Below are 22,690 nucleotides of genomic sequence, written 5' to 3' on the forward strand. Positions count from 1 at the left end.
TATATTAAAATAAATGGTCATTAATAATATGTTTCAATTACCCTGCAGACCGGTAGTAAGCTTTTCTCTTTTTGTGTCCTAAGTGTGTAAACCGCACTCCCTGTTCTCTAAAACCTTGGTTGGGTCAAAATAGTTGTGTTCGTTTGGTAGTCCTCTTGCATTCAAATAGGCGTCCAGGCGTGTATCATTCCAATGGTAAAACGGACTTACCTTGAGGACTCCTTCCTCACTTAAACTTAAGATGTTTAATGTATCTCTTAAAGCAGTCTGACCTTTTCTAAGATTCGTAAACCAAACGTCTGGTTTGTGCTCAGCCATTGCTCGTCGGAAAGGTTCCAGTTTCACTTGTTCTGTAAATTCTTTATGCCTGGAGTCATCAATATCCGGAATCCCCATCACCGCATCTCTATGTGCGGTAGTCTGCTTAGGAACAAACAATTTAATATTTAAGTTCAAACCAGAGATTAATTCTTCCGCATGTTTGTAGGTGTTGGGTGTATTATATCCGGTATCACACCATATAACAGGAATATCCGATTTAACTTCGGTAACCGCATTTAATATCGCTACTTCATATGGTCTGAAATTGGTAGTAACTACAGATTTGGAACCATAAAGAATTGCCCATGAAATTATCTCTTCGGGAGGTATTCCTCTAAAGTGATTATTTAAATGTTCTATATCCTGCGTTGTCAAACTCATATCTTATTTTTTAAAGTTAAAATTACCTCCCCCATTTAATAGTGTTCCACAATCGTTCATGTAAAAAATACAAGACCATCTTTGTGACCAATTCTACCAATCCAATAGAAAATGCCAGAGAAAGAGTGCCCGTAATAATCCACGATATTATTATGGTATCTAATGTACCAATGGCCCGCCAGCTAATAGACTTGGCAATACTTCGTTTTGGCTGATCCGAAGCCCTGTCCGTTTTATAACTGGCACTTGCTGCTTCTTTATTAATTATAAATTGGTCTGCAATCATTTGTTTTATTTAATTCCTATCGGTTTAATAGAGTATTCAAAAATAGAATATTATTTCAAAGTAAGACGTTATTTATTTTGAAATATTACTTTACTCCTATAGTTTTAGTAGATTAATTAAAAAACCAGGCAATTATTGAGAATGATTCATTGTTATACCAAAATTTTTGAAGAAATTTTATTCCGAAATAAGATCAGCAAGGGTATTATTTCTATAGACTTCAAGGACGCTGTCACGTACCTGAAGCATTAATTTGTGGACAGCGCATTTATTTTCATCGGGGCAGTCGTCGCACTTTTCATAAAAATTAAGGCTTACACAAGGAACCATGGCAATTGGTCCTTCCAACACACGAATAACGGTTGTCAAAAGAATTTCGCCAGGTTCCTTTATTAGGTAATAACCTCCTCCTTTTCCCTTCTTTGATCCTAAAAAACCTGTTTTGCGCAAAGTGAGTAAAATACTTTCTAAAAACTTTTGAGAAATATTCTCATGCCTTGCAATTTCCGAAATCTGAACTGGCTCTCTTTTACTTTGAGATGCCAAATAAGTCAGGGCCTTTAATCCGTATTTCGTCTTTTTAGAAAGCATTATGCGAAGATAGTTAAAATAGGAATATTCCTATGTCTCATATCTTATCCAACGCCTGTTCTATATCACTAATAATATCATCTATGTGCTCCAGACCAACTGAGACTCTCACCATGCCATCAGTTATACCACATTCTATCCTTTCTTCTCCAGACAACTTACTGTGTGTAGTGGATGCAGGATGAGTAACTATACTTCGGGTATCTCCCAAATTGGCAGATAAAGATAATAACCCAATGGAATCAAAAAATTTCTTCCCTGCATCAAGCCCGCCTTTTAACTCGAATGCAACCACACAACCGCCCGCCCTCATCTGCTTTCTGGCAAGTTCAAATTGAGGGTGAGATTTTAAAAATGGATACTTTACCCAATTAACACTTTTATTACCTTCTAAAAATTCGGCCACCTTAAGTGCATTTGCACAATGCCTGTCTACTCTTACACCCAAAGTTTCCAGACTTTTGGACAGAACCCATGCATTAAAAGGAGATAATGCAGGGCCGGTTATTCTTGAATACCGGTAAATTTGATCTATTAAATCTCTTTTACCTACCGTAATACCGGCCAATACCCTACCCTGTCCATCCATGAGTTTAGTCCCGGAATGAATTACCAGATCCGCTCCAAATTCTATGGGCCGCTGCAAATAAGGAGAAGCAAAGCAATTATCGACAATCATTATAAGTTTATGCTTTTTTGAAAACCTGCCAAGTGCTTCAAGGTCGAGAATATCAACGCCTGGATTTGTTGGGGATTCTGCAAAGAGTATTTTGGTTTTTGGTGTAATTAGTTTTTCTAAATTTTCTAATTCCCCAATTTTAAAATAGCTGTGGCTAATATTCCATTTTGGAAAAACCTGAGTGAAAAGACTATGAGTTGCACCAAAAATACTTCGTGCCGAAATAATATGATCTCCACTGCTTAACAAGGCGGCAAAGGTTGAAAAAACAGCCGACATCCCCGAGGAGAAAGCAAATCCATCCTCTGCACCTTCCATTTTACATACTTTTTCTATAAACTCTGATGAATTAGGATTAGAATATCTCGAGTAAATATTTCGCTCTTTTTCTTCCGCAAAAGAGGCCCTCATATCTTCACTATCCTCAAAAATAAAACTGGATGTAAGGTACATTGGACTTGAATGTTCCAAAAACTTTGAACGTTCTATTTGAGTACGTATCGCCTCAGTTTCAAATTTTTTATTTTTCATCTTTTTCTATTAGCAGGATTATTCAAAAAACGATCAAATTTTTTCTGCAATACGTAAAACATCTCCAAAAACCCCACGAGCAGTTACGGCCGCACCGGCTCCTGCACCCTGAATTACCAATGGATGTTCGCCATATGACTCGGTATAAATCTCAATAATGGAGTCAGAACCTTTAACCTGCCCTAAAGCACTCTCCCTGGGGACTGATATCAGTTTTACTTCCAGATTTCCTTTCTGTTTCTGTAAATCCCCATACAAATCCCCAACATAGCGGAGCACATGATTCGGCTCCTGGTTGTCCTTGATTTTACTAAAAAAATCATCCAGGACTTCAAATCCATTCAAGAATTCCTGCACACTTCCATTACGGAGAGATATTGGTATAAGATTTTGAATTGAAATATCATCAAATTCATTTTCAAGTTCCAATTCACGAGCTAATATCAGCAACTTTCTACCCACATCGTTACCGGACAAATCCTCTCTTGGATCGGGCTCGGTAAATCCATTTGAAATGGCGGTTTTCAAAATCGTGGAAAAGGAAGTGTCCTCTTCGGAAAAAGTATTAAAAATATAACTTAAAGATCCCGAAAAAACACCTTTAATTCGCGTAATGTTTTCCCCGGATAGATGTAAAAGCTTTATTGTATCTATCAAAGGTAATCCTGCACCTACATTAGTTTCATACAGGTATTGTTTCTGTTTTTTTGCCAACTCATCTCTTATCAATCTGTAGTAGTCAAATCCCAGGGTATTAGCTATTTTATTTGAGGATACCAGATCAAATCCATTTTCAATAAAATCAAAATAATTGGCCACAAAATCCTGGCTTGCGGTATTATCTATGGCAATTAAATTTTCAAGATGATGTATTTTGGCATAATCAAAAATATGATCCACGGTATAAGGAACGCCCTTTTCATTAATTTCCTCCTCCCATTTTTTAGAAATACCTTCTTTGTTTAAGAGTAAGCTTTTTGAATTAGCCAGGGCAAATACGTTTAGATTAATCCCTTTTCTTTCTTCAATTCCCTTCCTCGTAGCTAAAATCTGATCTACTAGAGTGCCCCCAACATTCCCGTGTCCAAAAATTGCCAGATTAACTTTTTTGCTAATTCCAAAAATTTGACCGTGCATTACATTTAGCGCTTTATGGAGGTCTGATTTCTTAACAACCAAGCTTACATTCTTACCTGAAATCGTATTATTAAACAATAAGGGAACTATTTGATTCTTGATTAACGCATTATAAGGTTTGTGAAAAGTGCTAAGATCCTGACCTACTATAGAGATGACTGAAACTTCGCTTACAATAGTAATTGTATTTATATCACGCGATTGAAAATCACTCTCAAATTCCATCTCTAATGCCCTTTTTGCCAAATGTGCCTTCTCCGAATTAACCACCAATCCAATTCCTCGCTCCGAAGAACCCTGGGAAATGATACTTACACTTATATTATTTTGGCTAAGGGTCCTGAAAATGCGGGCATCAATTCCGACCTTCCCAAGTAACCCCCTCCCTTCCAGGTTAATTAACGCGTCATTTTCAATAACGGATAATGATTTAATTCCATCTTTGCTAGATTTGGCACTAATCAGTGTACCCTCATTATCATTATTAAAAGTATTGAGTATCCTCAGTGGGATATTCTTTTCGATTAAGGGAATAATAGTCTTCGCGTGTAAAATGGTTGCTCCAAAATTAGCAAGTTCATTTGCCTCACTATATGACAAGTGCTCTATTCTTTGTGCTTCAGAAACAAATTCCGGGTTCGCTGTGAAAATGCCATCTACATGAGTATAATTTTGCAATTCTTCCGCGTCCAAAAAGTTTGCAATTAGAGAAGCAGTATAATTACTGCCATTACGCCCTAGTGTGGTAGTTTCATCTTTCTCAGTAGATGCTATAAATCCTGTGATCACAGGCACCTCATCTGGCTTCAATTTAAAAAATTCTTGAATTACATTTTCCCTGGATACATCTTCCAGTAATTTGGCATCTCCATAAGAATCATCTGTTTTTATCAGTCGGCGACTATCAAGTAATTTTGCATTGATTCCTTCTCCAATTAGCAATTTTGTGATTAATTTACCTGATATCAGCTCTCCATAAGCCAGAACCTGGTCTTTTATTTTAGCACTATAATCCCCAAGTAAAGTAACTCCTTCAAATAACTTTACCAATTCCAGGAATTCCTCCGAAAGACTTATATTTTTAAAAGTATGTTTCTGATAACTTTCAAAATTTTCAAAATCTTCCCGATAATCTAATCCCTTTGCAGCTTTATTTAATATAGCTTCCAATTGATCTGTGGCTTTTTCACGAGCTGATAAAACCACTGCAATATTTTCTCCATTATTGACTTTATTGGTTATAATATCCAATACCCTTCCTAAGCCTTCTCCATTGGAAAGTGACTTCCCACCAAACTTTAAAATTTTTATTCTCTGAGATTTTCCATTAGTATCAAAAACTCCTTTGAGTAATTGCTGCATTTGTTCAAATTCAATCAGAAATGCATCATGACCGTGCAAAGATTGAATTTCACCATAGGTTACATTACTTTTAGCCTGAGCCAACTGTTTAAATGTATCCTTGTTCTCATTTGCTGTAAAAAAAAGATCTGAATCTACCCCTATAATATGAATATTGGTTTTACTGTTCTCAAGATTGATGAATGCATCTTCTCCATCTCTTGTGATATCTATAGTTTTTAATAATTGGTTAGCTAATTTGTAAGCTGAAAGTTGAAATCTTTCGTTTAATTTTTTTCCATGATGCGTTAGCCAGCTTTCAACATTAAAAACCTGTAGTTCTTCATTGGTGCTCCTTTGAAACCTTGCTTTAAAAGACTGAGGAGTCCTGTAACACAACATGGCATGCATCCTGGCATCGTGGACCGGTTGCTTAGAATTTACAAGAAATTGCTCCTGAATCTGACAGTTGGCAATGAGCCAATCTGTTGACTTCCAATCAGCAGCCACAGGGATCAAATGTTCCGTTATTAATGGGTTCATCGCGGCCATTTCCCAGGCGATTCCGCCTCCTAATGAACCCCCAATAAGAGCATAAATACGATCTATATTGAGCTCCTTCAATCCTTGAAGAAATATTCTGGCTATATCCCCAGCCACAAAATCTTTATAATTGTCAACCACAAATCCGTCATATCCGTTACCGGGGATGTTGAAGGCTAATACAGTATATTTCTTTGTGTCAATACATTTTCCATCTCCAATCAATGAAGCCCACCAACCATTTTTCCCAGCAACATTTGAATTTCCCGTAAGGGCATGATTTACCATTACAATGGGTGCGGAGTGCAACTCTTTACCAAACAATTCATAGGATAACTCCATATCTTGCACAAAGCCACTATAAGTTTTATACTTAGGGATTTCTATTTTTTTAAGTGTCGTATTCAGGTCTTTCATCCAAGAGATGTCAATTAAAGCTGAGTAGATGTGCTTCTATTAAGAGTTAAACGGTCTACTCAGCCAATATCAGTATTGTTTTAATAACTTCTATGCCAGAACAGATTTATCAATTGTTGCAAAAGCCTGTTCCAGATCAGTTTTAAGATCATCCAGATTTTCCAATCCTACAGATAAACGTATTAAATCCTTAGTGACTCCTGTTGATTCCTGTGCTGCATCATCTAATTGTTGATGCGTAGTACTAGCCGGATGAATTATCAAAGATTTAGTATCGCCTATATTGGCCAATAAGGAAAAAATTTGCGTTCCGTCTGCTATTTTCTTTGCAGAATCATAACCCCCTTTAACACCAAATGTAATTAGCCCACTTTGTCCTTTTGGTAAATAAGCCTCTGCCTCGGCAAAATATTTACTGCTTTCCAGGCCCGGATAATTTACCCAGGTAACTTCATCTCGGTTTTCAAGCCATTCAGCCAATTCGAGTGCATTATCACTGTGCTTTTTCATACGTACCTCAAGAGTTTCCAGACCCTGGATTATTTGAAAGGCGTTAAATGGGCTCAGACAGGCGCCATGATCCCTTAAGCCTTCGATTCGTACTTTAGCAATAAATGCAGCCGGTCCCAAGGCATCATGATATACTAAACCATGATATCCAGCTGAAGGTTCTGTAAATTCAGGAAATTTCCCGTTTGCCCAATCAAAGGTTCCGGCATCTATTACCGCACCACCAAGTGCTGTACCATTGCCATTGATATATTTGGTAAGAGAATGAATTACAATATTGGCTCCATGCTCAATCGGATTTAATAAGGCAGGTGTTGCGACTGTATTATCAACAATAAAAGGAATTTTGGCAGCCTTTGCTTCAGCTGAAATAGCTTTTAAGTCGAGAACATCCAGCTTTGGGTTCCCCAGCGACTCTACGAAAATTGCGCGTGTATTCTCCTTTACAGCTTTCCCAAAATTTAAAGGGTCTGAAGGGTCAACAAATGTTGTTGTAATTCCAAACCGGGGTAGGGTAACACTCAGCAAATTATATGTCCCCCCATATAAGCTATTGGAGGCCACAATATGATCTCCTGACTTCAACAGAACTAAAAGGGCCGTATTAATAGCTCCTGTTCCCGATGAAGTAACGACCGAAGCAATACCACCTTCCAGTGCAGCAAGTCGTTGTTCTAAAATATCATTCGTTGGATTATTAATCCGGCTGTAAATATTTCCAAACTCCGCTAAAGAAAATAAATTAGCCGCATGTTCAGAATCGTTAAAAACATAGGCTGTACTTTGATAAATTGGCACTGCCCGGGTACCGGCATTTAAAGTTGTGTCATGGCCGGCATGTAATGCATTGGTAGAAAATTTGTGTTCACTCATGATGTTTGTTTCTATGTATTCAAAATGAATACTGGTTCTTAATACAAATTGTTTTTTACACGATCTTTATATCGTTATTAAATATAAAATTCAGTACAATCCAAACCTAAGTGCTACATAGAGCATTAGGGAAATAATAAAATGTTATAAAGAAAGACAAATTACCTCAGGTAATTCTTTTATGTTATCTGTCACAATTTTCCTGTGATAGAATTTAGCACCTTCTTCGTATTGGACACAAAGGGTTGCTAAGGCTTCAAAGGGTCTATTCCCTCCACCTTTCTTGATAACTTTTCAATAAGTGATTGAACTTAATAAAAGCAAATATAGGTATGGAAAAACTGATATTCCTATTATTTGTACAAAAAATTACAAATTGAACGCCAATTTCACCTTATCTATCATATCTAATTTCTCCCAGGTGAATAACTCTACTTCTTTTTCAACCCTCCCATTATATGGGGATTCAAATACTTTAGAAATCATTACGGGTTCTTTCCCCATATGGCCATAAGCCGCTGTTTCAAAATAAATAGGATTTCTCAGTTTAAGTCGATCTTCTATCGCAAATGGTCTCATATCAAAAAGTTCGGCTACTTTCTGCGCTATTTCTCCATCACTTAATGCCACTTTTGAAGTTCCATAAGTATCTACAAAAATTGAAGTGGGCTCAACAACACCAATAGCATAACTTACCTGCACCAATATTTCTTCAGAAACTCCCGCTGCAACAAGGTTTTTTGCAGCATGTCTGGCTGCGTAGGCGGCGCTTCGGTCTACTTTACTAGGATCCTTCCCGCTGAAAGCACCCCCTCCGTGGGCCCCTTTTCCTCCATATGTATCTACAATAATTTTTCTTCCTGTTAATCCGGTATCACCATGGGGTCCTCCGATAACAAATTTACCGGTGGGATTTATATGATAGGTAATTTCATCATTAAACAAGGCCTGGGTATTTTGCGGCAACTTTGCTATTACTTTAGGCATTAAAACAGTAACAAGGTCTTCTTTGATTTTTGATAGCATTTTGGCATCGTCCTTATCAAACTCATCATGCTGCGTAGATATTACAATCGTATCAATTCTAACGGGTGTATTATCATCCGAATACGCTATAGTAACCTGTGATTTTGCATCAGGTCTCAAATAAGTTATCTCCTTATTTTCTTTTCTTAATAGAGATAGTTCCTTAAGTATTCGATGTGAAATATCCAATGCCAAAGGCATATAATTTTCACTTTCGTTAGTAGCATAACCGAACATCATACCCTGATCACCTGCACCCTGCTCTTCCTTCTTTCCGCGATCTACTCCCTGATTTATATCCTTAGACTGCTCATGTATCAAAGAGATGACTCCGCATGAATCACCACTAAACTGATACTCACCTTTGGTATAACCAATCTCATTAATAACATCACGAGCTATTTGCTGTAAATCTACATAGGTATGACTTTTAACCTCTCCGGCCAATATAACCTGACCTGTAGTTACCAAGGTTTCACATGCCACTTTACTTTCAGGGTCAAAGGCTAAAAAATTATCCAATAATGCATCGCTAATCTGATCTGCTATCTTATCAGGATGTCCTTCGCTCACAGATTCCGAGGTAAACAAATAGTCCATAAATAGTTATTTTTTTAAAATTTAAATTGATTTGACGGACGCTTGAAAAGAAGTTTACAACTCAAATTGATCTGTAGAAACTGCTTTAGCATTTTTTCTTTTACAGAGCTTTAATGATCATTAAAAAAGTATTTTTACCTGATCCGGAAAAGGGTTCTGCATAAGAGGTTGCAATCAGTCAAATCCTTCCTCTTATTTAATGGTTACAAAAGTACGCAAATACCCTTGAAATAAAAATTTTGATAAAATATAATTATCTCTCGCATTTCAACAACTATTTTTTCTCTTCCAGAAGATACTTTGTATATTGTGTTTCTCTTAAATTTAAGATACCAACCATAAATTAAGACACTATATGCATATTGCCGTTGCTGGAAATATAGGAGCCGGAAAAACTACCCTCACCAGGCTTTTAGCAAAACATTACAGGTGGGAGGCACATTTTGAAGATGTAGTAGACAATCCGTATTTGGATGATTTTTACAACCAAATGGAGCGTTGGAGTTTTAACCTGCAGATTTATTTTTTAAATAGCAGATACAGACAAATACTAAAGATCCGGGAATCGGGGAAAAATATAATCCAGGACAGGACCATTTACGAAGATGCCCACATTTTTGCACCTAATTTACATGCAATGGGCTTAATGACTAACAGGGATTTTGGCAACTATTCCAGTCTATTTGAACTTATGGAAAGCCTTGTTGAGCCTCCTGATCTTTTAATTTACCTAAGAAGTTCAATTCCTAATTTGGTGAACCAGATTCACAAACGAGGCCGGGATTACGAAAATTCTATTTCCATTGATTATTTAAGTCGGTTGAACGAACGATATGAGGCATGGGCCCATGGTTATGAAAAAGGCAATTTATTGGTAATTGATGTGGATAAATTAAATTTTGTAGATAATCCTGAACATCTGGGCGAGGTGATTAATAAAATAGACGCCGAAATTCACGGACTTTTTTAAACCTAATAATAAAAAAAATCCCTGAGCTGAGCTTAGGGATTTTTTTTGATGTTTTAAATAGTTCCCTATTCTTCGGTCACTTCTTTCACAACCTTCTCTATACGGATTTTCGCATTATTATCGGTTTCATTTAATGACTCTATTTGCGAATTTACTTCTTCCTCGCTACCTTCAAATATAAGCTCACGGGTACTTTCCGTTGCGTTTTCCATAGTAGTTATAGTAACAACTGCCTTTACAAGACCGTCATCGTTTTTCTTCATCTCAACATGCACTTCCTTTTTGACTTCTGCAATAACTTTTTGTTCAGCATAGGCCGTTAAGCTATCTGAAGATATTGCAATACTCGGTGCGATCACCAATGCTACAACGGACATTAGTTTTAAAAGTATGTTCAATGAAGGACCTGATGTATCCTTGAAAGGGTCTCCTACGGTATCTCCTACTACAGCTGCTTTATGAGCATCCGTGCCTTTACCACCATCTGACTCGATCATTTTTTTGGCATTATCCCATGCACCACCGGCATTAGATTGAAATATTGCCATAAGTACACCACAAGTAGTTACGCCTGCTAAAAGGCCTCCAAGCATTTCTGCACCACCAATAAATCCCACAGCAACAGGTACTGCTATAGCCAATAATCCTGGTAATACCATTTCCTTAATGGAAGCTTTAGTAGATATATCTACACATTTATCGTATTCAGCAACGCCATCTGCAGCATCAAATATTTTTCTATCCTCTGCAGTGGCCTTAGACATATCTGAATCATACTTGCGCATCACTTCCAATGCAGCATGCAAAGCCGGAATATCCCTAAACTGTCTGCGGACTTCTTCAATCATAGCCATTGCGGCCCGACCTACTGCATTCATAGATAATGCGGAGAATACAAATGGAAGCATCCCTCCCACTAATAAACCGGCCATAATCTCCGGTCTTGAAACGTCTATAGCAGTAACATTAGCCACTTTCATAAAGGCTGCAAATAATGCCAATGCGGTTAATGCCGCAGAGGCAATAGCAAAACCTTTTCCAATAGCTGCTGTTGTGTTACCTACTGCATCTAATTTATCTGTACGTTCTCGAACTTCCTTAGGCAATTCGGCCATTTCGGCAATACCACCTGCGTTGTCAGAGATAGGACCATAAGCATCAACTGCTAGTTGAATACCTGTATTTGCCAGCATTCCAACCGCCGCAATAGCAATTCCGTATAATCCAGCAAAGTGATGTGAAACTAAAATGGCTGCTGCTATTAACAGGATCGGCACTGCTGTAGACATCATTCCAACTCCCAGACCCGCTATAATATTAGTAGCGGCTCCTGTATTAGATTGTCTTACTATTGAAGTAACCGGTTTTGTTCCTGTACCTGTATAGTACTCTGTAATTTTACCAACTCCAAAACCGGCAATTAAACCGGCAAGTGTTGCCCAAAAAACACCCATTGCCCCAAAAGGTAGACCTTCAATACTTTCAGGTAACATATTAGTTATGATAAAATAGGAAGCAATTATCATTAATCCCCCAGATCCGAATTCACCCAAATTTAATGCCTTATGTGGGCTTCCACCGTCTTTTACCTTAACAAAAAAGGTGCCAATAATAGACATCACAATACCTACTGCAGCCAATACCAATGGTAAATATACTGCGCCTAATCCACCGAATTCAGGGGTGAAAATAAATGCCCCTAAGACCATGGTACCAATAATAGAACCAACAAACGATTCAAATAAATCGGCTCCCATTCCTGCAACATCCCCAACATTATCCCCAACATTATCTGCAATAGTCGCAGGATTTAAGGGGTGATCTTCAGGAATTCCCGCTTCAACCTTACCTACTAAATCTGCACCGACATCTGCTGCCTTAGTGTAAATACCACCACCAACACGAGCAAATAATGCAATAGATGATGCTCCTAATGAAAATCCGGAAAGCACATTCAATACCATAGGAATGTTTTCCGATCCCGGCCAAATCATCTGGTAAATCATAAATAGACCACTCAATCCAAGAACGCCTAAACCAACTACTCCTAATCCCATAACCGAACCTCCGGCAAATGCAACTTCCAGTGCTTTTCCTAAAGATGCTCTGGCAGCTTGTGTTGTCCTAACGTTTGCTTTAGTAGCTACACGCATTCCTATAAAACCTGCCAATGCAGAGCAAATTGCACCTACTACAAAAGACAGAGCAACCATGCCATTAGAACCTTCTTCAGAATTACCCTTAAAATATAACAGGATAGCCACAGCTATCACAAAAATTGATAGGATTTTGTACTCCGCCTTTAAGAAAGACATTGCCCCATCGGCAATGTTTTTAGCAATCCTTGCCATCTTGGCATCGCCTTCGTCTTGTTTTGAAACCCATACATTCTTCACAAAAACAAAGAGAAGTGCTAAAACACCGAACGCAGGTAAAATTTGTACTATTAATTCCATACTAGTTAGTTATTTACAATTTAAAACGGGTGCAAAAGTAGTAAAATGGATTAGAATAAAAAAGATAAAATCTTCTGCCATTAAGATTTAAAAACTAAAACCAAATGTTCCTTTAATACTAAAAGGACGAGCATCCGGGTTCTCCAGGTAATTGCCTCTGAAATTGAAGTCGATTCTGAAAACCTTGAAGATATTGCCAATGCCAAAGGAGTATTCCCAGTAAATCTTATCAGAAGGAGCTATTAATGGAATATTTGTTGGGCTGCTTAACAAAATATTTTCATCTGTTAAAGTTCCCCATGCACCTCTTAAACCTACTATTTCTCTTAAATTCCAATTACGAATAAGAGGTATCCTTGAAAAAATTCGACCATTAAAATTATGCTCCAAATGAATAGTAGCATAGGTATCTGTTACAAACTCATAAAAATTTAGATTAGGAAATGTATTATAAATCGTCCATAAGGTCTGGTTTCCCGGTATTACGCTCAAAAGGCCAAGCGGTACAGCACCGAACGTTTTACCTACCTCAACAGTACTTAACAATCTTCCAAAACCTCCAATCTGCCATGGCTGAGTGTAAGAAAATTGTATTTTTTCAAATTCAAAATCACTTTGAAAAAAACCTTTTAATCCCTTTGTGTAATTTAATAAAAGTGTACTATAATTATCATTTACATTTCTGCGCTCAACCCCGTTACCAATAGTTTTTTTACCAGGTGTGTATAGTAGTATCGTATTTAGTTCAAACTGTTTAATCTCAGAAGATATTCCTGTCGGAGATGTGGGATCTAAATAATCCAGACTAAACGCATCGGGCAGTGCGGAGCTTAATGTACGATATGAGCTCCCAAATCGAATTCGTAAATTGGTAACAGGTTCAATATCTACGTTAAATGTGGACAGGTTTATATTGGTAAGCCTGTCATTAGCACCAACTGTAAATATTGCCGAAGAGGCCACACTTCTGCCTAGCACATCTGTTGTTTGGGTAAGGTTAATTCCCAATTGCTCAATATCCCGGCGGTTACCCCCGGATAGTATTAGTCTGGTTTTTTTATCTAACAGCCATTTGCCGGAAATACCATGCTTAAATTTTTCGTCTTTAAATCCATATGCCATATACCCTTCAATGCGCCAGGGATCATTTTGTCCAAAATAAGTTCTTGCCCCCCCTCTCAATCTAATTCCTTCGGCTTCATTATACCCAAAACCACTATAAATACTTCCAAGATCAATATTCCATTTATCAATTTCTATATAACCCGATGCCAAAATACTTACAATGTCATAAGCTGTATTAAAACGTGGTACAGTCTTTAAAGTATCTAAGAGAGCATAAATTCCTTGTTCGTCTTTATTAAGCGATTCCAATCTGTTATTTTCCCAAAATACACTATCCCTTTCAAATGTTATTGGATTAAAAGGGTCTGTCTTATTTTTATAAAACTGTTTAGGCCTTTCTACATTAAAATTATAATTGCCATAAACTGTGGTTCTTTTTCCATAGACTCCCTTTGATTCTTCTTTTTTAAAGAGGCTGAAATCACTTAGCATATAATCTCTTTTTAGCAAGAATACCGAATCATTAACCACCTCGAATTCCTGCTCTATATAGATTTCTTTCACCCAATTTATATTGGCGCTTTTTGTAACTTCCAGGTTGATTTTCTTTACGGCGAAAGTTGAATCGTTTACCCAAAAATCACCTTTAAATGTGAGTTCATTTTTACGCCTGGGATAATAAATAATATGGTAACACCATTTGTTTTCTATATAAGCACTATCAGAAAGGACGTAATTATAAGCATCAATACCGGCTTCGGAAACCGGACTGGGAAAACTCTTGTCAAAAAACTTTAAATACTTATCATAAATATCATATTCCGAATAAAGATCCTTGACAAATCCTATTATGGCCTGATTATTACTAAATCCGGAATTTTTATTCCCTAAAACATCCTCTTTGGTCTCTACAAGAATGTTATCACCATATACTTTACTTGAGGTTTCATTTAAAAAAATTGGTAAATAGGTTTTCCCGGTAATTCTTGAAGTATCAAGATCCTGAAATACAAATTCCATTCCTTTGAAAAGCTTACTCGTCATCATAGCGCTATCAATAGAATTTAGGTCAAATTCGACCTTTTCATATTTATCATATTGATATTGCTTAAACATTCGAAGACCATTGATCTTCTTTTTTGCCCATATTTTCTTCAGGATATCAATTGCGGGATTATTCTTCTTAGATTGCTTCCCCACATATACCACGACTTCATCTAACTGTTCACCCTGAAACATCACAGCTTTGAGATTATAGTTTACTCGTTTTGGCAATTCTAATTCTTCAGTTTTATAGCCAATAAACGATATGATCAGGGAGTTGTATTTTTTTGAAGATTCCAAATAGAATAAGCCATCTTCGTTAGTTATGGCACCCTCGGTAGACCCTTTAAATACAACATTAGCAAATGCTACAGGTTCTCCTTCCTCATCTACTACAACACCACCAGCTTTTGTCTGAGACCAGATAAATATGGGACATAATAAAAGAATAAATAACAGGAATCTTTTCATTAATATGGCATATTGCAATTCTCGATCCAAACTAGTCGAAAGCACAAAATTAGCAGTAATAGTTTAGGGTAAATTGACTTCGAATAGAATTCCTTTTATAAAAAAGCTCCGTCCACGCTTTGTCGACGAAGCTAAGATACCTTTACAAAATCACTTTGTTTATTTATATAATACCTTTTTAACAGCCTTAATCACATCCTTGTGGTTAGGGATCCATTCTTCCAACAATACTGGAGAGTAAGGTGCAGGAGTATCTGCGGTGTTTATTTTTACAACAGGTGCGTCCAGATAATCAAAAGCCTCTGATTGCACCAAATAAGTTATCTCCGTTGCAACGTTTCCAAATGGCCACGCCTCTTCAAGAATGACTAATCTGTTTGTTTTCTTTACAGATTTTAATATCGCTTCCTGATCCATTGGCTTTACGGTACGCAGGTCTATAATCTCACAACTAATTCCTTCCTTCTCCAATTCGTCCGCAGCTTTATAAGCTTCCTTAATGATTTTTCCAAAAGAAACAATGGTAACATCTTTACCTTCTCTTTTTATTTCAGCTACTCCCAGAGGAATAGTATAATCTCCTTCAGGAACTTCACCTTTATCTCCATACATTTGTTCAGACTCCATAAAGATAACCGGGTCATCATCGCGAATTGCCATTTTCAAAAGTCCTTTAGCATCATTTGGATTAGATGGCACAACCACTTTTAATCCCGGACAATTGGCAAACCAGCTTTCAAATGCCTGTGAGTGCGTAGCAGCCAATTGGCCCGCAGAACCTGTAGGACCACGAAAAACAATTGGGCAATTAAACTGCCCCCCGGACATCTGTCTAATTTTTGCAGCATTATTTATTATCTGATCTATACCCACCAGAGCAAAATTAAAGGTCATAAATTCAATGATTGGCCTGTTACCGTTCATCGCAGATCCAACACCTATTCCTGCAAAACCTAATTCAGAAATTGGAGTATCTAGAACACGATCCGGACCAAATTCGTCTAACATTCCTTTTGATGCCTTATAGGCGCCATTATATTCTGCGACCTCTTCACCCATTAAATAAATGGACTCATCTCTTCGCATCTCTTCTGTCATTGCCTCAGCAATTGCCTGCCTAAATTGTATGGTCTTCATCCTATTGTGATCCCCCTTTTAAAAAATTCATTTTCAAATGCCAACAAAAATAGGAAAATATCTACCAATTAACCCTGCCAGGGTATTAAAAAAAGATGCAAAATTTACTATGCGTGCATAGTAAATTTGAAAATTAATAGTTATCTTAGTACCCACTTTTGAATGCATAAAACGCAAAATAAATATGAAGATATTAGTTTGTATCAGTAACGTACCGGATACTACTTCCAAAATCAATTTTACTGAAGGAGATACTAAATTTGATACCAATGGCGTACAGTTTGTAATTAATCCAAACGATGAATTTGGTTTAACCCGTGCCATGTGGTTTAAAGAAAAGCAGGGAGCAACTATTCATGTAGCCACCGTGGGGGGGGCTACAGTTGAACCAACAATTAGAAAAGCTCTGGCAATCGGTGCAGATGAGGCTGTCCGTATTAATGCAGAACCAACAGATGGTCTGTTTGTCGCACAGCAGCTCACCGAAGTTATTAAAACTGGCGCTTATGATCTAATCATAGCGGGCAGAGAATCCATAGACTATAATGGGGGTATGGTTCCTGGTATGATGTCAGCCATTTTAAATTTTAATTTTATAAATACCTGCATAGGGCTGGAGGTTGAAGGAAATACTGTTACGGCCATTCGGGAAATTGATGGTGGTAAGGAAAAAATCTCTACTACGCTTCCCCTAATTATTGGTGGACAAAAAGGTCTGGTAGATGAAAGTGACCTTCGTATTCCAAATATGAGGGGTATTATGATGGCTCGTCAAAAAAAGCTAAATATTCTGGAACCAGTTGAAGCTAACCATGGAACAGAAGATATTAAATTTGAAAAACCAGCGGCGAAAGGCGCAGTGAAACTAGTGGAAGCAGATAATATTTCCCAATTAATTGATCTGTTACACAATGAAGCAAAGGTCATCTAAATATTAAATCAGGTTTCAAAGTTCACTGAAATTTTGAAATTAATCTTTAAAAGAAAATTATGTCAGTACTTGTTTATACGGAATCCGATAACGGTAAATTCAAAAAAAATGCATTCGAGACTGCCTCTTATGCGTACAAGTTAGCGGAACAATTAAGCACTTCAGTTACCGCTATAACTATTAATGTCCCGGATTCCGAGGTAATTGGAAATTATGGAGTTTCAAAAATATTGAAAGTTACCAGCGATAAACTATCCATTTTTAACGCAAAGGCAGTCGCAACAGCTGTTGCTCAGGCAGTGGAAAATGAAGGAGCCAGTGCTATTGTTGTTAGTTCCAGTACAGATACCAAATATATGGCTTCCGTCCTCGCAGGGATATTAAAAGCTGGATACTGCACTAATGTCGTTGCTGCACCACTAAGTACAAATCCTCTAGTAGTAAAAAGGACGGCTTTTAGCAACAAAGGTTTTGCCCATACACAATTCAAAACGAATATAAATATTATTGGGGTATCTAGTAATGCCTATGGAATATTTGAAAATAAATTAAGTCCAAAGGTGGAAAACTTTGAACCAACTTTAAATGATTCCGATTTCTCTGTTCAATCAGTGAATATCGACAAAGTAGTTGGTAAGGCGACTATTGCTGATGCAGATATAATCGTGTCCGGAGGTAGAGGATTGAAAGGTCCGGAAAATTGGGGTATTATCGAAGAATTAGCCGATGTTCTCGGAGCTGCCACTGCCTGCTCTAAACCCGTATCGGATATGGGGTGGCGATCACATAGTGAACATGTTGGACAAACAGGGAAACCTGTGGCTAGTAATCTTTATATTGCAATAGGGATCTCAGGAGCAATCCAACACCTGGCGGGAGTTAATGCTTCTAAGGTAAAAGTTGTAATTAATACTGATCCGGAAGCACCGTTTTTTAAGGCTGCAGATTATGGTGTAGTGGGTGATGCCTTCGAAGTAGTACCCAAACTCATCGAAAAATTAAAAGAATTTAAGGCCCAAAACGCTTAATTTTTGTTAATTTGTGCCCCTAAAAGGCTATTAAATATATGTGCATCCTTTATTTAAACAGCCATTTGAGGTTTAAAGACAAATATGAGCTTAGTAAGGTTAAAAATAAAAGGAATTTCCTATAGCCAAACACAAAACGGGGCTTATGCCCTTATTCTAAATGAAGTGGATGGCGACAGAAAACTGCCAATTGTTATTGGGGCTTTCGAGGCGCAATCAATTGCTATTGCACTGGAAAAGGAGATTAAACCACCCAGACCTTTAACTCATGACCTTTTCAAAAATTTTTCTGACCGGTTTGATATAGTCGTAAAGCAGGTAATCATCCATAAACTTGTGGATGGTGTATTTTATTCCAGCATTATCTGTGAGCGAGATAAAATTGAAGAAATAATAGATGCGAGGACAAGTGATGCTATTGCTCTTGCTCTTCGCTTTAACGCACCAATTTTTACTTATAAAACCATTTTGGACAAAGCCGGTATTTTCCTTAAGTTTTCTTCAAAGGATAAAGACAAGGAAGAGGGAGATGACAGTATTGTAGTTGATGAGATTCTACAGGAAGGTGAAACTGTCGAAATAGATCCGGGTACAACTACTCCATATAAGGAATTAAGCCTCGAAGAACTCAACAAGGAATTAGACAAGGCTGTTGCCAACGAAGATTATGAAAAAGCTGCAAAATTGAGGGATGAAATCTCCAAGCGCAATTGATAATTTAGCATCTCTTCTATGAACCTCAGGTTTTGGATTCTTTTATTTTTATTCATTTTTTCATTTCCTGTAATAGCCCAGACAGCTAATATTCCGGATTCTCTGTCAATTACGATAGATACGACTACCTTAAATGACATTACCTCCCAGACAATAGACGTAATAACTCCTAATCAGGGGTTCTCAATAAACTCACTTTGGAGAGGGGTTTTAGGGATGTTTATGCTCATTTTAATATCCTATATCTTTAGTGCGAACCGAAAAGCAATTAATTGGAAAACTACAAGTATAGGTCTTGGGGTTCAACTCCTACTCGCCATAGGTATTTTGCAGGTACCTTTAATTCAAGATATTTTTAGAGTCGCAGGACAATTTTTTGTAAATATTCTTGATTATACGCTTGCCGGCAGTGAATTTCTATTGGGTAACTTGTTGAATGTAGATAATCCAAACATTGGATATGTCTTTGCGTTCCAGATTCTACCCACCATCATTTTCTTTTCTGCGCTTACATCTGTACTATTTTATTTGGGAATTATACAAAAGATTGTCAAAGCTTTAGCCTGGTTACTAACAAAAACGTTGGGTATCTCCGGTGCTGAAAGCCTATCTGTTGCTGGTAATATATTTTTAGGACAAACGGAATCACCTTTACTCATAAAAGCATATTTAGAGAAAATGAACCGGTCTGAAATATTATTGGTCATGATTGGCGGAATGGCTACTGTAGCTGGCGGGGTATTGGCCGCCTATATTGGTTTTCTTGGAGGGACAGATGAAATACTTCGTTTAGAATTCGCACGGCATTTATTGGCAGCTTCTGTTATGGCCGCTCCAGGAGCCATAGTGGTATCTAAAATACTTTATCCGCAAACAGAAGCCGTAAACAAAGAGGTCAAAATATCTAATGAAAAAATAGGTTCCAATCTTCTTGATGCAATTGCTAACGGCACAACCGAAGGGCTAAAACTGGCAGTAAATGTTGGGGCAATGTTATTGGTTTTTATTGCTTTTATTGCTATGATTAATGGCATTTTGGGCTGGATTGGCGACTTTACTACGCTCAATGAATGGATTTCTTCAAACACTGTATACGATTCATTTTCACTTGAAGCTATTTTGGGCGCAGTCTTCGCTCCATTGATGTGGCTTATTGGAGTAAATACTCAGGATATTATGCTAATGGGCCAATTATTGGGCATAAAACTGGCAGCAAGTGAATTTGTAGGTTATATACAATTGGCAGAATTAAAAAATGTCCTTAACCCTACACATTTTGCCTTTAATAAATCTATAATTATGGGCACCTATATGTTATGCGGTTTTGCCAATTTTGCTTCAATTGGAATTCAAATAGGTGGAATTGGCTCTTTAGCACCCGGCCAGAGAAAAACACTCTCTGAATTTGGTATGCGAGCGGTCTTAGGAGGAACACTTGCTTCCTTGCTATCAGCTACTATTGCTGGGATGATTCTGGGGTAGCCCTTTTAAAAGGAAAATATCATACCGGAGTTGGTTAATAAGTTTTTAAAACTCAAAAACTAATCCAATCTATCTTTCATTAAATTCGTCTTTGAAAGATTAATTTTATGAAGCAATACCACGATCTACTAAAGCATGTTCTTAAAACAGGTGCACAAAAATCTGACAGGACCGGAACCGGTACTTTAAGTGTCTTTGGCTACCAAATGCGTTTTGACCTCAGCGAGGGGTTTCCTATGGTTACCACCAAAAAACTGCATTTAAAATCCATTATTTATGAATTGCTATGGTTCTTAAAAGGGGATACCAATATTAATTACCTGCAGGAAAATAGCGTCCGGATCTGGAACGAATGGGCAGATGAAAATGGAGAATTAGGACCTGTATACGGTCATCAGTGGCGCAATTGGAATGGGGAGCAGATAGACCAGATTTCCGATGTCATTAAAACCTTAAAAGAAAATCCGGATAGTCGTAGGATGCTGGTAACCGCATGGAACCCCAGTGTGTTACCAGATACTTCAAAATCTTTTTCAGAAAATGTTGCTAACGGAAAAGCGGCACTTCCCCCCTGTCATGCTTTTTTTCAGTTTTACGTTTCTGACGGAAAATTATCCTGTCAGTTATATCAAAGAAGTGCCGACATTTTTTTAGGGGTTCCTTTTAATATCGCTTCCTATGCCCTCTTTACACTTATGATTGCTCAGGTTTGTGGTTATGCCCCAGGTGAATTTATCCATACTTTTGGCGACGCACATATATATAACAATCACTTAGAGCAAATAGAGCTACAACTCAGCAGAGAGCCCAGACCATTACCGAAAATGGTCCTCAGCCCTGAAGTCAAAAATATCTTTGATTTTAAATTTGAAGATTTTAAGCTGTTATATTATGATCCATATCCTCATATAAAAGGGGCTGTAGCTGTGTAATTATTAAATAATTTTATCTCCGCGCATAAATTCCTATATTTAAAAGAAAAATTGCGTTATGCTCCTTACCGAGACACTCCTGGACACATTCCTAGTCACCAGAAAAGAAAGCGAAGCTATATGTTCCCCTCTGGAAATTGAGGACTATGTGGTTCAGCCTATAGAAGATGTTTCCCCACCTAAATGGCATCTCGGACATACGACCTGGTTCTTTGAAGAGTTTCTTCTTAAGCCATTTTTAAAGGATTATAAAGTTTACGATGAGGACTTTTCATTTGTATTCAACAGCTATTATGAAACTGTGGGGAAAAGAGTAATCCGTGCGGACCGTGGTAATCTTTCAAGACCATCAGTCCAAAAGGTATATGCTTACAGAAATTATGTGACTAATGCTATTAAAACACTTTTGGATAAAGAACCAGAAGAGAAACTACTTCAACTTTTAGAAATTGGCATACACCATGAAAAGCAACATCAGGAACTGTTATTAACGGACATCAAATACATTCTTGGTAATAATCCACTTTTACCGGCCTATAAAGATTCAATTAATGAGCATAGGGAAGAAAGTCACCAACAGGATTGGGTTTCAATTGATCCCGGCATTTATGAAATTGGCCACAACCTGGATTCATTTTGCTTTGACAATGAACTAGGAAGACATAAGGTTTATTTGCATGCTTACGAAATTTCAAATAGGCTTATTACCAATAAAGAATATTTGGAATTTATTAATGACGGCGGGTATAATTCATTTGAATTTTGGCATGCCGAAGGATGGGATTGGGTTTGTAAAAATCAGATTTCTTCCCCTTTATACTGGCATAATATTGACGGAGAATGGCATAACTATACCCTTGAAGGACTACAAAAAATTAGTCCGGATACCTCAGTTTCTCATCTTTCCTATTTTGAGGCCTTTGCCTTTGCACAATGGAAAGGCTGCCGCTTGCCAACTGAGTTTGAATGGGAAGTAGCGCATAAATATTTCCCATGGGGCCACCGATGGGAATGGACAGAAAGCGCATACCTGCCTTACCCTGGTTATCATAAAGAAGAGGGGGCACTGGGTGAGTATAATGGCAAATTTATGGTAAGTCAAAAAGTCCTTAGGGGAGGATCTTTCGGCACACCATCGAATCATACGCGCCCTACATACCGTAATTTTTTTCACCCCCATCTAAGATGGCAGTATACCGGGTTAAGGTTGGCCAAATAATTCCG

17 protein-coding genes and 1 riboswitch are annotated in these 22,690 nt (G+C 37.5%); of the genes, 7 read left to right on the plus strand and 10 right to left on the minus strand.

Features of this window, described 5'->3' with window-relative positions; all coding sequences use genetic code 11:
* Positions 1 to 78 precede the first annotated feature (78 nt).
* From ABJH90_RS05120 to metK, 7 genes are all read right to left on the minus strand, one after another.
* Positions 79 to 702: a phosphoadenosine phosphosulfate reductase family protein gene (locus tag ABJH90_RS05120; protein WP_348137185.1), complete on the minus strand. Its 624-nt coding sequence runs from the start codon at positions 700 to 702 to the stop codon at positions 79 to 81.
* Between the two features lie 22 nt (positions 703 to 724).
* Positions 725 to 988 (minus strand): DUF2061 domain-containing protein, encoded by a 264-nt coding sequence (locus ABJH90_RS05125; protein ID WP_348137187.1) that lies wholly within the window; start codon positions 986 to 988, stop codon positions 725 to 727.
* Between the two features lie 177 nt (positions 989 to 1,165).
* Positions 1,166 to 1,579: an Rrf2 family transcriptional regulator gene (locus ABJH90_RS05130; protein ID WP_348137189.1), complete on the minus strand. Its 414-nt coding sequence runs from the start codon at positions 1,577 to 1,579 to the stop codon at positions 1,166 to 1,168.
* Positions 1,580 to 1,616: 37 nt separating this feature from the next.
* Positions 1,617 to 2,789 (minus strand): aminotransferase class I/II-fold pyridoxal phosphate-dependent enzyme, encoded by a 1,173-nt coding sequence (locus ABJH90_RS05135; RefSeq protein WP_348137191.1) that lies wholly within the window; start codon positions 2,787 to 2,789, stop codon positions 1,617 to 1,619.
* A gap of 33 nt (positions 2,790 to 2,822) precedes the next feature.
* Positions 2,823 to 6,227: a bifunctional aspartate kinase/homoserine dehydrogenase I gene (gene thrA, locus ABJH90_RS05140; RefSeq protein ID WP_348137193.1), complete on the minus strand. Its 3,405-nt coding sequence runs from the start codon at positions 6,225 to 6,227 to the stop codon at positions 2,823 to 2,825.
* A 90-nt stretch (positions 6,228 to 6,317) separates the two neighbouring features.
* On the minus strand, positions 6,318 to 7,610 hold the full coding sequence (locus tag ABJH90_RS05145; RefSeq protein ID WP_348137195.1) for an O-acetylhomoserine aminocarboxypropyltransferase/cysteine synthase family protein: 1,293 nt from the start codon (positions 7,608 to 7,610) through the stop codon (positions 6,318 to 6,320).
* 181 nt (positions 7,611 to 7,791) lie between these two features.
* Positions 7,792 to 7,903: riboswitch (SAM riboswitch) on the minus strand.
* Positions 7,904 to 7,979: 76 nt separating this feature from the next.
* Positions 7,980 to 9,236 (minus strand): methionine adenosyltransferase, encoded by a 1,257-nt coding sequence (gene metK, locus ABJH90_RS05150; protein ID WP_348137197.1) that lies wholly within the window; start codon positions 9,234 to 9,236, stop codon positions 7,980 to 7,982.
* A 355-nt stretch (positions 9,237 to 9,591) separates the two neighbouring features.
* Between metK and ABJH90_RS05155 the strand changes: the two genes are divergently transcribed.
* Positions 9,592 to 10,206 carry a deoxynucleoside kinase gene (locus ABJH90_RS05155; protein WP_348137199.1) on the plus strand — a complete coding sequence of 205 codons (615 nt, stop codon included), beginning with the start codon at positions 9,592 to 9,594 and terminating at the stop codon, positions 10,204 to 10,206.
* A gap of 65 nt (positions 10,207 to 10,271) precedes the next feature.
* Here ABJH90_RS05155 and ABJH90_RS05160 read toward each other — a convergent pair whose 3' ends face one another.
* From ABJH90_RS05160 to ABJH90_RS05170, 3 genes are all read right to left on the minus strand, one after another.
* Positions 10,272 to 12,662 (minus strand): sodium-translocating pyrophosphatase, encoded by a 2,391-nt coding sequence (locus tag ABJH90_RS05160; protein ID WP_348137201.1) that lies wholly within the window; start codon positions 12,660 to 12,662, stop codon positions 10,272 to 10,274.
* Positions 12,663 to 12,749: 87 nt separating this feature from the next.
* Positions 12,750 to 15,242: a DUF5686 family protein gene (locus ABJH90_RS05165; protein WP_348137203.1), complete on the minus strand. Its 2,493-nt coding sequence runs from the start codon at positions 15,240 to 15,242 to the stop codon at positions 12,750 to 12,752.
* A gap of 159 nt (positions 15,243 to 15,401) precedes the next feature.
* Complete coding sequence (locus ABJH90_RS05170; RefSeq protein WP_348137205.1) at positions 15,402 to 16,379, minus strand: pyruvate dehydrogenase complex E1 component subunit beta; 978 nt, start codon at positions 16,377 to 16,379, stop codon at positions 15,402 to 15,404.
* A gap of 184 nt (positions 16,380 to 16,563) precedes the next feature.
* Between ABJH90_RS05170 and ABJH90_RS05175 the strand changes: the two genes are divergently transcribed.
* The 6 genes from ABJH90_RS05175 (at position 16,564) to egtB (ending at position 22,685) form a co-directional block, all read left to right on the plus strand.
* The gene (locus ABJH90_RS05175; protein WP_348137207.1) at positions 16,564 to 17,310 is read left to right on the plus strand and encodes an electron transfer flavoprotein subunit beta/FixA family protein; all 747 of its coding nucleotides are present in this window, start codon (positions 16,564 to 16,566) and stop codon (positions 17,308 to 17,310) included.
* 59 nt (positions 17,311 to 17,369) lie between these two features.
* The gene (locus ABJH90_RS05180; RefSeq protein WP_348137209.1) at positions 17,370 to 18,338 is read left to right on the plus strand and encodes an electron transfer flavoprotein subunit alpha/FixB family protein; all 969 of its coding nucleotides are present in this window, start codon (positions 17,370 to 17,372) and stop codon (positions 18,336 to 18,338) included.
* Positions 18,339 to 18,422: 84 nt separating this feature from the next.
* On the plus strand, positions 18,423 to 19,052 hold the full coding sequence (locus tag ABJH90_RS05185; protein ID WP_348137211.1) for a bifunctional nuclease family protein: 630 nt from the start codon (positions 18,423 to 18,425) through the stop codon (positions 19,050 to 19,052).
* 18 nt (positions 19,053 to 19,070) lie between these two features.
* On the plus strand, positions 19,071 to 20,534 hold the full coding sequence (locus ABJH90_RS05190; protein ID WP_348137213.1) for a nucleoside transporter C-terminal domain-containing protein: 1,464 nt from the start codon (positions 19,071 to 19,073) through the stop codon (positions 20,532 to 20,534).
* 107 nt (positions 20,535 to 20,641) lie between these two features.
* Positions 20,642 to 21,466 carry a thymidylate synthase gene (locus tag ABJH90_RS05195; protein ID WP_348137215.1) on the plus strand — a complete coding sequence of 275 codons (825 nt, stop codon included), beginning with the start codon at positions 20,642 to 20,644 and terminating at the stop codon, positions 21,464 to 21,466.
* Positions 21,467 to 21,524: 58 nt separating this feature from the next.
* Entirely contained in the window at positions 21,525 to 22,685 is a 1,161-nt protein-coding gene (gene egtB, locus ABJH90_RS05200) for an ergothioneine biosynthesis protein EgtB (RefSeq protein WP_348137217.1), read from the plus strand.
* Positions 22,686 to 22,690 lie beyond the last annotated feature (5 nt).

The organism is Eudoraea sp. (assembly GCF_039969275.1).
GTDB lineage: Bacteria > Bacteroidota > Bacteroidia > Flavobacteriales > Flavobacteriaceae > Eudoraea.

Excerpts from the sequence above, each read along its gene's own strand:
- ABJH90_RS05120 (WP_348137185.1), bottom strand. The coding sequence starts at position 702 with ATGAGTTTGACAACGCAGGATATAGAACATTTAAATAATCACTTTAGA.
- ABJH90_RS05125 (WP_348137187.1), bottom strand. The coding sequence starts at position 988 with ATGATTGCAGACCAATTTATAATTAATAAAGAAGCAGCAAGTGCCAGT.
- ABJH90_RS05130 (WP_348137189.1), bottom strand. The coding sequence starts at position 1,579 with ATGCTTTCTAAAAAGACGAAATACGGATTAAAGGCCCTGACTTATTTG.
- ABJH90_RS05135 (WP_348137191.1), bottom strand. The coding sequence starts at position 2,789 with ATGAAAAATAAAAAATTTGAAACTGAGGCGATACGTACTCAAATAGAA.
- thrA (WP_348137193.1), bottom strand. The coding sequence starts at position 6,227 with ATGAAAGACCTGAATACGACACTTAAAAAAATAGAAATCCCTAAGTAT.
- ABJH90_RS05145 (WP_348137195.1), bottom strand. The coding sequence starts at position 7,610 with ATGAGTGAACACAAATTTTCTACCAATGCATTACATGCCGGCCATGAC.
- metK (WP_348137197.1), bottom strand. The coding sequence starts at position 9,236 with ATGGACTATTTGTTTACCTCGGAATCTGTGAGCGAAGGACATCCTGAT.
- ABJH90_RS05155 (WP_348137199.1), top strand. The coding sequence starts at position 9,592 with ATGCATATTGCCGTTGCTGGAAATATAGGAGCCGGAAAAACTACCCTC.
- ABJH90_RS05160 (WP_348137201.1), bottom strand. The coding sequence starts at position 12,662 with ATGGAATTAATAGTACAAATTTTACCTGCGTTCGGTGTTTTAGCACTT.
- ABJH90_RS05165 (WP_348137203.1), bottom strand. The coding sequence starts at position 15,242 with ATGAAAAGATTCCTGTTATTTATTCTTTTATTATGTCCCATATTTATC.
- ABJH90_RS05170 (WP_348137205.1), bottom strand. The coding sequence starts at position 16,379 with ATGAAGACCATACAATTTAGGCAGGCAATTGCTGAGGCAATGACAGAA.
- ABJH90_RS05175 (WP_348137207.1), top strand. The coding sequence starts at position 16,564 with ATGAAGATATTAGTTTGTATCAGTAACGTACCGGATACTACTTCCAAA.
- ABJH90_RS05180 (WP_348137209.1), top strand. The coding sequence starts at position 17,370 with ATGTCAGTACTTGTTTATACGGAATCCGATAACGGTAAATTCAAAAAA.
- ABJH90_RS05185 (WP_348137211.1), top strand. The coding sequence starts at position 18,423 with ATGAGCTTAGTAAGGTTAAAAATAAAAGGAATTTCCTATAGCCAAACA.
- ABJH90_RS05190 (WP_348137213.1), top strand. The coding sequence starts at position 19,071 with ATGAACCTCAGGTTTTGGATTCTTTTATTTTTATTCATTTTTTCATTT.
- ABJH90_RS05195 (WP_348137215.1), top strand. The coding sequence starts at position 20,642 with ATGAAGCAATACCACGATCTACTAAAGCATGTTCTTAAAACAGGTGCA.
- egtB (WP_348137217.1), top strand. The coding sequence starts at position 21,525 with ATGCTCCTTACCGAGACACTCCTGGACACATTCCTAGTCACCAGAAAA.